Below are 12885 nucleotides of genomic sequence, written 5' to 3' on the forward strand. Positions count from 1 at the left end.
GCAGCCGTCCCGCCTACTCCTCTACGTAGCCTTTGCGCAGCTTCTCCGCCACCAGCTTGTCCATCTCGCGACGGGCCCGCTCGGCAGTGTCGAACTGCTTGAGGTTGACTTGCCCGCCGCTGCCGATGCGGCCGTAGCTGACGCTCAGCTCGGTGCCGCTCAGGCTGGCGCGCCAGAACTTGCGCGAACTGCCCTGTTCGAAGCGAAGCGCCCGCACCAGTTCCGCTTGCCTGGCGCCGCTTGCGCAAGTACCGGTGCTGGCGTCGTTGGCCGAACCTGAATCCGAAGCCGGCGCCAGCGGTTGCGCTGGTGGTGCCACCACCGGCGCCAGCGGCTCGACTTCCGCATCCAGGGCGCGGTCCTCGCCATCGGCCAGCATGGCTTCGATGCGGGCCAGTACCGCGCCCGCATCGTGCAGCCAGTCCTTGCCGGGAATGTCGAGCACCCGCCAGCCGAAGCTGCGCAGAATGCCGGGACGGAACACGTAGCGCTCGGCGGTGTCCGCCACGGCTTCGGCCGGCGCATCGAGCAGGATCGCCAGCGCATAGCCCTGCGCGGACGGATCGGCGATGGCCAGGTCGCAGCGGAACTGGGAACGGCCGACATTGACGTGCACCTGGTGGCCGCGCGCGCGCAGCGCCTCGGCCATCGCGTCGCGGATGCTGTCGGACGCGGCCTGGCGCGTGAAGGCATCGCGCGCGCCCAGGTTCAGCGCGCCGAGCACCGCCTGCGCGCGTTCGAACTGGCCGCGCGCGCTGGCTTGCGCGAACTGCAGGAAAGCGCGCAGCGCGGCGGCGCCATCGTTGTGCACATTGGTGATGGCTTCCGCCTGGATCGTCGACACCACCGCCATGCGGTGGCGCGCGCGGCTGAAAATCACGTTGAGGCGCTTCTCGCCGCCGCGCTGGTTGATCGGGCCGAAGTTCATCAGCATCTTGCCGTCGGGGCCAGGCGCGTAGCAGATGCTCAGGATGATCACGTCGCGCTCGTCACCCTGGACGTTCTCCAGGTTCTTGACGAACAGGCCGTTGAACTGGTCGTCGTCCTCGCGCACGTATTCGCGCTCCAGGCGCATGGCAAAGTCCGCGTCCTCGCTGGCCAGCGCCTCCAGCGCAGCTTCGATGGCGGTTTGCTGCGCCTCGGAGAAGGCGACGATGCCCAGGCTCAGCCCGGTCTCGCGGCGCAGCATCTCGCGCACGGTCTGGGCGATATAGCGCGCTTCCGGCGCGTTGCGCCGGTCGAGGTAGACGCCATCGCCCAGCCGGTGGAAGCTGACCGGCCGCGCCAGCAGCGCGTCGGCCCCGGCGATGCCGGCGTCTTCCTGGTCCGAGCGCAGCGGCGCTGCCTCGTCCTCGGCCTGCTCCAGCAGACGGTCGGGAATGGTCACCAGGCGGCCGTCGTAGAAGGCGGCGTTGGAGAAGCTGATCAGCGATTCGTGGCGGCTGCGGTAGTGCCACGCCAGCAGTGTGGCGGGCAGGTTGCGCGCGGCCTGGTTCAGCAGGCTGTCCGAGTCCAGGTTGATGGCGATGCGCTCGCCTTCCTCCTCCACCACGATCTCGTCGTCGCCCTCGGCGCCGCCGGCCGAGAAGAAGCTGGTCGGCGGCAGCTGCATCTCGTCGCCGACCACCACCACCTGGCGCGCCCGGCTCAGCGCAGGCACCGCTTCCTCAGTGGGAATCTGGCTGGCCTCGTCGAAGATCACCACGTCGAACAGGTCCGGCGACAGCGGCAGCGTGTCGGACACCGACAGCGGGCTCATCAGCCAGATCGGCTTCAGGTCGTTGATGACCAGCCCGGTCTCGTCGTCGCTGAGGTCGCGGATGGAGCGGTGGCGCATGCTCTTGCCGAACTCGTGTTCCAGTTCGCGCCGGCCGGTGGCATAGCGCTTCTTGAATGCCTTGCCGTCGGCGTCCAGTTGCGTGGCCGACAGCGAGGACTGGCGCACGTGCTCGGCAAACTGCCGGTGCAGCGTTGCGCGTATCACCTGGGCATTGAGGGCGAGCAGTTCGCGCTGGCCCTGCGCTACCGCGCGCGCGGCCTGCGCCAGCGCCGCGCCGCTGAAATGCGCCAGCGCCGGGATCTCGCGCTCCAGGCGGCGCAATGCCTCGTCGGCGACCAGCGCCTCCAGTTGCTCCGGTGCGTGGTCCAGCATCTGCAGCGTCACGGCGCAGGCGGGATCCGCGGCATGGACGGCACGCAGCAGCGGCAGCAGGTCGGGCAGGTCGTCCAGCGCTTCGCGCAGGTCGCGCAGCAGCTCGGCGACGTCGCCCAGCCGTGCGTCCGGAGCCAGGGTCAGCCCGTCGCGCACGCGCAGGGTCAGCTTGTCCAGCGCCTCGCGCGCGCCGGCCTGCGCGCGCGCCGTGGCGGCCGGATCGACAGCCTGGCGCAGATGGGCAACCAGTGCGCGCGGACCGCTGGCTGACTGCAGGCGCTGCTCCAGTTCGGCCAGCGCGCGCAGGAAGGCCTGCATCTCGCTGACGCCATAACGCTGGCGGCTGTCGGCATCGCTCGCGGCCAGCGCGGCGCCGGCGGCGTGCTCGGCGGCCAGCGCCTCCAGCACTTTGCCGAAGCCCGGATGCACGGCATGCTTGCCGAAGTCATAGCGCCGCTTCAGCTCGCCGCGCAGGCGCCACCAGGCCGGCTGCAGCCAGCGCGCCAGCGACGGCTCCAGGCGCCGGACCAGCGCCAGCGCCGATTCGGTGTCGCCGGGGCTGAGCTTGTCGCGCCAGTTCGACGTTGCCGCCCGGGCGGCGGTGAGCGCATGGGCGCGCGTTTCAAGCTCGGCCCGCACCTGGCGCAGCGCGCCTTGTGCCGGCGAGGCCGGATCGAGCAGGTCCAGGTGCGCGGCCAGGCCGGTGTCGAGCAGCCATTGGCAATCGGCGGCGATCGCACGGGCCTGTTCCAGCGTGGTGTCGTGGCCGATCAGGCTGGCGGTGCTGTCCAGCAGCGGGTCCAGCGCGTCGAACAGCGTCTCAGTATCGCTGCACAACTGCTCGGCGCGGCCGAAAGCGCGCTCGTCGGCCAGTAGCTCCCGCGGCAGCCGGGCGAACGGGTGCGCGGCAAGCGCGTCCATGCCGAAGCGCTCGCGCATGGCGCGATGCACGCGCTGGGTGAGTTCGCGCTGGCGATCCCAGCTGGCCAGCGCCGGCAGGCGCTCCCGCATGGCGGGGCCGGTCTCGGGCGCCGCGGGCAGTCCGGCCACGCGTCGCAGCAGCGCGCGCACGCTATCGCCCAGCGCCTCGGGCGCGGCCGCCATCGCCGACTCGAAGCGGTCGATACGCTGCTGCTGCTCCGCCAGGGCCCCGGCCACCTGTGCCCGGCGCGCCGCGGCCGCGTCGCCGTCGTGCGGCTGGGCGATCCACTGCTCATAGCAGGCGCGCAGATCGGCGATGAAGGCCTTCTTGTCGGTCTGCGAGTCGTGGATCAGGCAGCACAGCGGATCCAGCCCGCTTTGCTTGAGCCGGTGGAACACCACGTCCAGCGCGGCGCGCTTCTCGCAGACGAACAGCACGCGCTTGCCGCGTCCGGCGTAGTCGGCGATCAGGTTGGTGATGGTCTGCGACTTGCCGGTGCCGGGCGGGCCCTGGATGATGAAGCTGCGCTGGCTGCGCGCCAGGCCGACTGCGGCGTTCTGCGTGGCGTCGGACGCCACCACGCTCCACTGCTCGCCCGGCGCCAGCGGTGCCGGCGCCTGCGTCTCGATGTCGCGCGGCTCGATCGAGAACACGCGGTCGAAGGCGGGGTTGGGCCCGGGTTCGTCCAGCAGTTGCGCGTAGTCGCGCACCAGCGACATCTTCTTGTAGTTGAAGTTGGCCAGCGTCACCTGGGTCAGGTCCAGGTCCCAGGCATAGCGGTGGCCTTCGGATTCCTGCAGCACAAAGCCCTTGCGGTCGCCGGCATCGGCAGCGTCGGCGGCAGGCTGGGCCATGTTCGGCTGGCGCGGGCCGGCGCTGGGCGCGGCGCCCGCCTCGAAGCGCTGTGGCAGCTCGCTCGGCCGGACCCAGTGCTCGAACAGCGCCCGCCCCAGCGGGCGGTAGTCGTCCTGCGCATAGCTGTAAGGCGGCAGCCAGCCACCGCCGCTTGCTCGCGCGGCGGCCACGCCCGGCTTGCGGCGCTGGAACTGTTGCATGCGCTGCAGCGCCTTTTGCCGCACCAGCCGCACCGCGGCCTTGTCCACCAGGCGCAGCTCCACCGACGGCTCGGAGCCGCGGATCTGCGCCAGGAGACTGGCATGGATCTCGGCCAGCGAGGTCTTGCCCAGGTCCACCGTCTCGTCCAGGCGGATGTCGTACAGCTGGCTCAGGTGGTGGCGCAGCACCGGGTTGAACTCGGCCTCGCCGCTGGTGCACTGGATCACGTACTGGTCGCGCACGCCCTTGCGCTTGACCAGTTCCACCGGCAGCCACAGCAGCGGCGTCACGATACGCTCGTCCGGTGCTTCCTTGAGGTTGTGCCAGCGCAGGAACGCCACTACCAGGCGCAGGTTGCTGAAGCCGAACTCGGCACGGTCGCGGCGTGTTTCGGCGATCAGCCGGTCCAGCGCCGCCGGCAGGTAGGGCTGGTCGTCGAAGCGTAGCCAGCGCTGCAGTGAAACCGGCTTGCCGTCCACCAGCTCGGCGGCGAACGGGCCGCCCCAAGTGCAGATGTGCTCCGGCCGCACGCTTTCGATCTGCAGCATCAGCGGCACGCTGGCCACAGTCAGGTTGACGCTGGCCGCGGTGGGGCGGAAGTACAGCAGGCGGTTGCGCCGGGACAGGTCGAACAGGCGGTCGCGCAGATGCGCGAGCACCGCCGTGCGGCGCGGCGCGGCACCGCTGGCCCCGGCCAGCGCACGCTCCACCTCCAGGGCCAGCGGCTGCTCGCGCCAGGTGCGCAGCCGCGTGGCCAGCGAGGCCACGTCGGTGGCGCGGTCGTGCCGGTTGATCTCGGTCATCTCCACGATCACCGCCGCCACGATGGGGTGCAGCCGCTCGTGCAGCAGGAACAGGTTGCGGCGGCAGGCAACGAACTCGCGCAGATCGTCCTCGTCGGCGAGGTCCGCGCCGCAGGCCAGGCCGGCCAGCGCCATGCCGAGCAGGAAGATGTCGCCGATCTCGTCGTGGTGGCCGACCAGCAACTCCCAGCTGGCCGGGCCGGGCAGGTACACCGGGCGCTCGATCGGCGCTGCGGGATCCAGTTGCACCGTCAGGTCGGCTTCCTCGCGGCGGCCGTCGTCTGCGTGGCCGCGCTGCAGCGTGCCGACGATGTTCAGGCCCGAAGCCGGATGCGGCTGCACCCGGTGCACGGCGCCGATATCCATGACCGGCAGCTCGCCGTCCGGCCGGCGCAGGCCGAGCGCGCCATCCTCGCCCACCAGGATGCTGTCGGCGTCGAGCGAGGCGACCCTGCCCTGCGCGTGCAACGCGGCGACCTGCTGGAACAGCGGCAGCATCAGCACCAGTACGTCGTCGGTGGGCAATGCCGCGCCCGCCTGCGCCTCGATCAAGGCGCGCAGGGTACGCGGCGCGCTGTTGGCGATCGTGCTGTCGTTCATGCCTGGGCCTCCTTGGCCAGTTGGCGGTTGTAGCGGTCCATCTCGCGCTTGCCGAAGCCGGCATCGCGGCGCAGGTTGCCGTGCAGCGCGTCCAGGCTGCCCAGCGCCTGCGCCACCCGGCCGGCGCGCAGCAGCGCCGCCTCCTGCTGGTCCGGGTCGGCCAGGGCCAGGTCCATCATCAGCGCATTGAGGTAGGCGCGCACGTCATCGCCGGCCACCTCCGCGGCGAATGCCTCCGGGCCCACCGCGGGCTCGTCGTCGCGCCAGTCGGGAAAGAGCATGCGCACCTGTGCCAGCACCGCCTCGCTCGCCAGCGGCGTGCCGGCCAGGTAATGGGCAAGGAAGCCGCGCGTCAGCGCCTGCAGCCGCCGTTGCCCCGGCAGGTCAAGCCGCTCCAGCGCCAGCGGACCATGCAGCCGGGTCTCGATCCACTGGTCCAGGCCGGCCGCGCCCTCCCACCACAGCGCCAGCGCGCGGGCGCGGATAAAGGTCTCCGGATGGCTGTGCGCGTTGCTGGCCCCCGCCTCGTGCGATTCGATCTCGGCGGCCTGGCGCAGGTAGGCCGCCGCGTCGACGCTGCCTATGCCCGTCTGCACCTTGACCAGCGTCGATACGGCTGGCGCCACCGCGCCGGCGGCCACCGCGCCGCCCCGGTCGGCAAACAGCTCGGTGTGCAAGGCATAGCGCCGGTAGGTCTCGCGATGGCTGCCGCTGGTGCCGGGCGCGGCCAGCGCGTCGTTGAGGATGCGGTCGGCCACCAGGAACTGGCCGTCGTCGCGTGACCACAGCAGGTAATGGGCCAGCTCATGGCCGAACACCGCAAGCAGCTCCACCGCCGACAGGCGCTCCAGCAGCGGCCCTTGCAGGATGATGTGGACCTCGCCGGGCACATAGACCAGCGACGCGTTCATTTCCTGCCCGGGGGACTGGTACAGCGTGGCCCGTGCATCGACGCCCAGCCGCGCCATGGCCTGGGCCAGCGCCGCATGCACATCGGCGTGCGCCTCGGCATCGATGCGATAGGTGTCGCGCAACAGCATCAGGCGCAGCGCCTCCAGGTGCTCGGCGCGGGTCGTGCGCGCGCTGGCCCAGCGCCAGACATCGGGCTCGTGGCTGCGCAGGTAGTCGACCACCGTTGCGTGATAGGCCAGCGGCGTCAGCGCGCTGCGATCCGGGGCGTGAGAGTCCATGCGGGAAATCCCAGGGTTGCATGGAGGCTGATTCTACAGGGGGCGGAATGGCTGGCGCGGTTCGTCAGGACCGCCGCTTCATCGGCAGTAATGCCCTTGCCGCGCGCTCTTCCCAACCGCCTTGCCTGGTTCCCGGATGGCGTCGTGATTTACCGCTCACATGTTGTGTTGTCATACAACAAGAGGTGATGTGTTCATGGCTGCTGGTACGTTTCTGGCCCGGATTTTCCGGTGTTAACCCTGAAATCCGTAGCGTGTCCTTGCTTGAAGGTTTGCTGTGTCATAGGATGACTGATAACTCGCCTACGCCCCTCAAAAGCGGTTCCCTCCTGACAGGACCTCCGATATGAAAGCCAACATCCTCCAGCTCAACCCGATCCTGGTCCCTGCGATCAACGACAAGCTGGATTCGCTCTACACCGTGCACCGGCTGTTCGAGCAAGCCGACAAGGATGCCTATCTGCGCGAGCACGGCGCCTCGATCCGCGCGGTCGTCACCGGCGGCCACACCGGCATCGCCAGGGCGATGATGGAGCAACTGCCCGCGCTCGAGGTGGTGGCGGTCAACGGTGTCGGCACCGACGCGGTCGACCTCGAATACGCCCGCGCGCGCGGCCTGCCGGTTACCGGGACGTTCGGGGCGCTGACCGAGGACGTCGCCGATCTCGCCGTGGGCCTGCTGATCGCCACTTGCCGGGGCATGTGCCCGGGCGATCGGTTTATCCGCGCCGGCGACTGGGTCCGCCATCCGCAGCCGAGCGCCATTCCGCTGGCCCGCCGCGTCAGCGGCATGCGTGTGGGCATTGTCGGCATGGGGCGCGTGGGCCGTGCCATCGCGACCCGCATGGCGGCGTTCGGCTGCCCCATCGCCTACACCGACCTCAAGGCGATGGAGGATGTCCCTCACACCTTCGTGGCCGACCTCGTCCAACTGGCCCGCCAGAGCGATGCGCTGATTCTTGCCGCCGCCGCGGACAAGGCGGAGGGCATCGTCAATGCCGAAGTCCTCGACGCGTTGGGCAAGGATGGCTACCTGATCAATATCGCGCGCGGCCGGCTGGTCAGGGAAGACGATCTGGTCGCGGCGCTGGTTGCCGGCCGGATCGCTGGCGCCGGGCTGGATGTTTTCGTGGATGAGCCTAACGTGCCCGAAGCCCTGTTCGCGCTGGACAACGTCACGCTGCAGGCGCACCGCGCCAGCGCGACGCACCAGACGCGGGCGGCCATGGGGGAGATGGTCCTGGCAAGCATTGCCCAGGCGCTGGCCGGGCAACGGCCGGAGTTCAGCCTCACCACTTGAGCGCCGGCAGCCGCCTTCCCCAGCGCCAAAAGACAATAACCAGGATCACAGGAGACAAGATGCGAATCCAATTTCTGGCGGCCATCGCCATGGGCGTGCTCGCGTGCGGCATGGCCGGCGCGCAATCCTATCCGGCCAAGCCGATCACCATCGTGATCGGCTCCAGTCCCGGCAGCACCACGGATGGCCTGGCCCGCGCCATGGGCGCCCAGATCACCAGGGAGACCGGCCAGCCGGTCATCGTCGACAGCCGCCCCGGCGCATTCGGCGGCATCGCGGCGCAGTTCGTCGCGCGCTCGGCCCCTGACGGCTACACGCTGTTCATGACCACCAACACGACGCAGGCCGCCAATCCGCATCTGGTGAAGAACCTGCCCTACAACCCCATCAAGGACTTTGCACCGATCGGCCAGGTGGTTCAGGGCTACATGCTGATGGTTGTGAATCCCAACGTGAAGGCAAAGAACGTATCCGAATTCATCGCGCTGGCGAAGGCGGAGCCGGGCAAGCTGACGTTCGGCTCCGGCTCATCGTCGGCGCGGGTTGCCACCGAGCAGTTCCAGCACATGACCGGGACGAAACTCACGTATGTCCCCTACAAGGCCAATCCGCCCGCCGTGATTGATCTTGTCGCCGGACAGACCGACGTGATGATCGTCGACCTGACCACCAGCCTGCCGCAGGTCAAGGCCGGCAAACTGCGTGCGCTCGGCGTCAGCAGCCCACAGCGCTCGCCGCTGCTGCCCAACGTGCCGACCATCGCGGAGCAGGGCGTGGCGGGCTACGAGTCCGGCTACTGGAACGCGCTCTACGCGCCAGCAGGCACGCCGGCGCAGGTCATCAACCGGCTCAATGACCTGATGCGCAAAGCCATGGCAACCGAGTCGATCCGCCGTTTCGTGGCGGAGAACGGCATGGAGGTGAAGGTGTCTTCGCCCGAGGAACTCGCCAGATTCCAGCTTGCCGAGCTGGACCGCTGGGGCAAGATCATCAAGACGGCGGGCATCCAGCCTGAGTAGGAGCCAGTGGTATGCGGCGGCCGGTACTGCCAAGGCCGCCGCCGCCTACAGCGCGTACTTCACCGTCAGGTAGAACGTGCGCTGCGGGAACGGGTGGAACAGGAAATACTTGCGGTTGTTGAGGTTGTCCACGCCCAGCGCGCCGCTCCAGTGCTTGTCGAACTGGTAGCGCACCCGCGCGTCCATGACGAAGAAGCTCTCGAAGCCTTGATAGGTGGCGGGGTTGATGTCGGTATTGTCAACCGTCGCATAGACGCGGCTGCTGTAGCGCGCCGCCAGGGTGTAGGCCCATTTGCTGTCCGGCTGGTACGTTACCGCCAGGGTGCTGCGCCACGTCGGCACGTATGGGACCCGCTTGCCGACCGATGTCGCGCCTGGAATGGTGGGGACGTAACTGTCGTTGGACAGTATGCGTGAATCGACGTAGGTCACATTGCCCGAGAACGACAGGCCGTGGATCAGCACATTGTCCTGCTGGCCTGCCAGCTCCACGCCCACCTGGCGTGTCTTGCCGACGTTCTGCGTAAAGGAGACCGGCGTGGCAAAGCCGGGGACCGTCGACGTTTGCGAGATCAGGGCGTTCGACACGTACTCGTTGAATACCGAGAGACGCATCTTGCCGTCGCTGTTGTGGTGCTCGACGGCCAGTTCGCCGGACATGACACGCTCGGGTTGCAGAAAGGGATTCGCCTGGACAAAGGTCGTGCCGGTCTGGATGGATTGATACAGTTCGCCGACGGTGGGGAACCGGTACGCCTTGCCAAACGAGCCGGTGACCGACCAGGTCTCGGTCGCGTCCCAGGTGACCGATGCCTTGGGAGAGAAGGCCGACTTGTCCACGCCGGGCTGGTTGATCGGCACCCCCACGCCATTGCTGCCTGTCGAGAAATTAAAGCCGTCATACGCGCGCCACCATTCGTAGCGCCCGCCCAGCGTGGCCTGCACGGTGGGTGCCACGCGCCAGACGTCCTGCAGCCACAGCGCGCTGGTCTGTGTCTTGCCGAGCGAGTTGCTGAACAGCGGGCCGCTGCTGCCCGATGTCCAGTTCGTCGTCGTGTACGTAGGGCTGGCGAGCTTGAACTGATCGTAGTGCGCGCCAAAGCTGACGATGTTCGCCCCCGCGGCGCCCTGCGGCCGCCAGGTTCCCTTGAGATCGACCGTGGTCCATCCGGTCCCGCTCATGTCGGTGGCGCGGCCGGGGCCGCCGCTCTGCGCGCCCGGGTAGAGTCCGGTGGAAAGGCGGCTCAGGTCCCGGAGATAGTAGAGATTGCTCAGGGTCATTTCCCAGTCGAACAGTCCCTTCGCATGGGTTTCCACCTTCAGGCTCTGCATCAGGTGCTGCTGCTCGATGTTGTTGCTCGAGAACTGGCCGGCGATGGTGTTGGCGTTGTACGCGAACCCGCCGATATTGACGCTGCCGCTCTGGGCGCCATAGAAGGGCGTGCCCGCGGCGGTGCTCAGGTAGGTCTGGGCGTTTGCCTTCGAGCTGTTCTGCCAGTAGCCCAGCGTGTAGGCCGCGCTCAGCGTCGGCGTGAAGTCATAGGCCAGCTTGACGGCGGCGTTGTCCTGCAATGTGTGGACGAAATTGCCCGCGCCGATCACCTGGATCGCGCCGCCTGTGCGGTTGCGGTCCGCAATGGCGCCGGTGATGACCGGCAGCCCGGCGCCGGCCCGGGTCGTCGACTGGCTGACCGTACCGATGCTGAGCGGCTGGCTGAAGCTGTTGAGGTGGTTTGCATTGAACCACCACGAGAGCTTGCCCACGCGGTCGCCCAGTGTGGCGCTGTATTGCTGGGCCGGCTCATTCTCGCTGGTGCCGTATTTGCCGAAATGCTGCACGGCGCCCGTGACTTCCAGGCTGCCTTCGAAGGCCTTCGGCATCCGCGTGGTGATTTCCGTCACGGCGCCATACGAGTTGCCGGGGTAGGCCGCGGAGAAGGGGCCGTACATCACGTCGATGCGATCGACTTGCTGCGGCACCACCATGAACCACTGGGGCGACCCGTTGCCGTTGTTGTTATTGATCAGCGTGGATAGCAGGACGCCGTCGGCGTAGATCAGGCTGCGCGCGCTGGCATTGATGCCGGTGGTGCGCGTGGCCATGGGCGACTGGGTGTCGCCGATGAACCGCTTGCGCACCAGCACGTCCGGCAGGTACTTGAGCATGTCTTCGGTGCCCATGACGTTGATGGTCTCGGCCGCCTGCTGTGCCGTGATGCCCTCGGTCGTTTGCGGCAGTTGATTCTTTTCGGCGAAGGAGCGGGTTTCGGTGACCTGCACCGCGGGCAGGCTCCGTTCCCCTGGTGCCCCCTGGTCTGCCGCGATGGCTGTCGTTGTGCCGCTGTCCTGGGCGTGGGCGCTGCCGGCCCCCAGGATCGCTGCCGACAGCAGGGTACAGCCGTAGCTGACGAAGGCGAATGCAAATGCCGGTGACGGCAAGGCGCCACCGGCGATGCCGGCGCGAGGGTCTGGATTCATGGTGTTCCGGGCAAGTCTGGAGCGGACCGATAGCCCGCTCGTGGCATGGACGCGCGCCCGCGGAGCGGGGGGCGATCAGGCGAAGGCGATCATGCCAGGGGTGGCGCCCGGGCAGTTGCGCGCAGGAGGCCCGGAGGCTGGTAGGCATTGCGCTGCAATGCCGGCCGCGCAAGACCAAGCGGGGTGAGGTGGGGGAGGAAGGCGACCGGCGCGTGCGGCACCGCATTGGTGTTGCCAGGATCCGCGCAGACCAGGCAGCAGAGGGCATCGTCGAGGCTGTGATGGCTGCCGGGTGTGCCCTCAGGGAAGTGCGTTTGCTCGTCGATCGGGGCAACGCGCATACCGCTTGCGCTGCAGATCGTCATGTCGGCCATCTGCCTGTCCACCTGCCCGTGGGCCATCTGCGGCCACGGTGCATGCAGCACCATGCCGAGCAGCGCGAGCCACAAGATGAGCCGACGGGTGAGGGACATATTGTATGGAGACAATGGGTGGCCGATTATAGTGGCGAGCCGCCGCCTGCAAGGGCGCTGTGGGCCTGATTCCGCTGGATCGGGGTGCGGCGCAGGGCCGCACCCGCTGCCGTCGGATGGGCGTGTGCTGCACCAGGCATTGGATAAGATACGGCCGGCGTCCTTGCCTAGCTGTCAGCTTATATTCCCTTGCGGCGCATTTCCCTGCGCTGTGTACGGTTCGCCACGTTTCTGTGAGAGAGGCACTTGCCATTCAGGCATGCGTGTACTCCGGGGCTGACCGCAGGTGATGGGGGGCGGCTATGCCTGAGGCCAGCCGAGTTCGATGAACACCTTGCACAGTGCCTCCATGCCTGCCGCATCTTCGTCGTCAAAGCGGCCTGCCACCGGGCTGTCCACGTCCCACACGCCGATGAGCGTGCCGTCGGCGGCGATCAGCGGGACCACGATCTCGGATTCGGAGGCGGCGTCGCAGGCGATATGGCCGGGGAATGCGTGGACGTCGCGGACGACTTGCGTGCTGCGGGTCTGGGCTGCGGTGCCGCAGACGCCTTTGCCGAGGGCGATGCGTACGCAGGCGGGTTTGCCTTGGAATGGGCCGACTATCAGTTCGGTGCCGTCGTAGAAGTAGAAGCCGGCCCAGTTGATATCTTGCAAGGCGTGGAATACCAGGGCGGAGAAGTTGGCGGCGTTGGCGATGGGGTTGGTTTCGTCTGCCAGTAGTGAGCGTGCCTGGGTGATGAGGTTTTGGTATTGCTCGGGTTTGGAGTTGGGGGTGGGGGTGGGGGGTTGTTGGTACATGGTTGGGTTCGGTGGGTAGTTGCAGTTGCTGAACGTTAATGTCAAGGGCTTAACGTCAAGGGCCTAACTTCAAAAGCTTAAAGTCAAAGGC

Annotated in this window: 7 protein-coding genes; 2 read left to right on the top strand and 5 right to left on the bottom strand. The window is 68.1% G+C overall.

Annotated features, from left to right (window positions below):
• Positions 1–13: 13 nt before the first annotated feature.
• On the bottom strand, positions 14–5533 hold the full coding sequence (locus CF70_RS30865) for an AAA domain-containing protein (RefSeq protein ID WP_035874736.1): 5520 nt from the start codon (positions 5531–5533) through the stop codon (positions 14–16).
• Positions 5530–6723: a M48 family metalloprotease gene (locus CF70_RS30870; protein ID WP_035874738.1), complete on the bottom strand. Its 1194-nt coding sequence runs from the start codon at positions 6721–6723 to the stop codon at positions 5530–5532. The genes CF70_RS30865 and CF70_RS30870 overlap by 4 nt, the downstream gene beginning before the upstream one ends.
• Positions 6724–7069: 346 nt before the next feature.
• On the opposite strand from CF70_RS30870, the gene CF70_RS30875 reads away from it, so the two are divergent.
• Positions 7070–8023 carry a 2-hydroxyacid dehydrogenase gene (locus CF70_RS30875; RefSeq protein WP_035874740.1) on the top strand — a complete coding sequence of 318 codons (954 nt, stop codon included), beginning with the start codon at positions 7070–7072 and terminating at the stop codon, positions 8021–8023.
• Between the two features lie 59 nt (positions 8024–8082).
• A complete protein-coding gene (locus CF70_RS30880; RefSeq protein WP_035874742.1) occupies positions 8083–9042 on the top strand; it encodes a Bug family tripartite tricarboxylate transporter substrate binding protein in 960 nt (319 codons plus the stop codon).
• A gap of 45 nt (positions 9043–9087) precedes the next feature.
• Here the strand turns inward: CF70_RS30880 and CF70_RS30885 are convergent, their stop codons facing one another.
• From CF70_RS30885 to CF70_RS30895, 3 genes are all read right to left on the bottom strand, one after another.
• The gene (locus CF70_RS30885; RefSeq protein ID WP_081862440.1) at positions 9088–11520 is read right to left on the bottom strand and encodes a TonB-dependent receptor; all 2433 of its coding nucleotides are present in this window, start codon (positions 11518–11520) and stop codon (positions 9088–9090) included.
• Positions 11521–11609: 89 nt separating this feature from the next.
• Complete coding sequence (locus CF70_RS30890) at positions 11610–11993, bottom strand: DUF2946 family protein (protein ID WP_035874744.1); 384 nt, start codon at positions 11991–11993, stop codon at positions 11610–11612.
• Between the two features lie 300 nt (positions 11994–12293).
• The gene (locus tag CF70_RS30895) at positions 12294–12794 is read right to left on the bottom strand and encodes a GAF domain-containing protein (protein ID WP_035874745.1); all 501 of its coding nucleotides are present in this window, start codon (positions 12792–12794) and stop codon (positions 12294–12296) included.
• Positions 12795–12885: the final 91 nt, after the last annotated feature.

Source organism: Cupriavidus sp. SK-3 (assembly GCF_000611145.1).
GTDB lineage: Bacteria > Pseudomonadota > Gammaproteobacteria > Burkholderiales > Burkholderiaceae > Cupriavidus.

Coding starts and splice junctions, on each gene's coding strand:
- CF70_RS30865 (WP_035874736.1), bottom strand. CDS start 5,533: ATGAACGACAGCACGATCGCCAACAGCGCGCCGCGTACCCTGCGCGCC.
- CF70_RS30870 (WP_035874738.1), bottom strand. CDS start 6,723: ATGGACTCTCACGCCCCGGATCGCAGCGCGCTGACGCCGCTGGCCTAT.
- CF70_RS30875 (WP_035874740.1), top strand. CDS start 7,070: ATGAAAGCCAACATCCTCCAGCTCAACCCGATCCTGGTCCCTGCGATC.
- CF70_RS30880 (WP_035874742.1), top strand. CDS start 8,083: ATGCGAATCCAATTTCTGGCGGCCATCGCCATGGGCGTGCTCGCGTGC.
- CF70_RS30885 (WP_081862440.1), bottom strand. CDS start 11,520: ATGAATCCAGACCCTCGCGCCGGCATCGCCGGTGGCGCCTTGCCGTCA.
- CF70_RS30890 (WP_035874744.1), bottom strand. CDS start 11,993: ATGTCCCTCACCCGTCGGCTCATCTTGTGGCTCGCGCTGCTCGGCATG.
- CF70_RS30895 (WP_035874745.1), bottom strand. CDS start 12,794: ATGTACCAACAACCCCCCACCCCCACCCCCAACTCCAAACCCGAGCAA.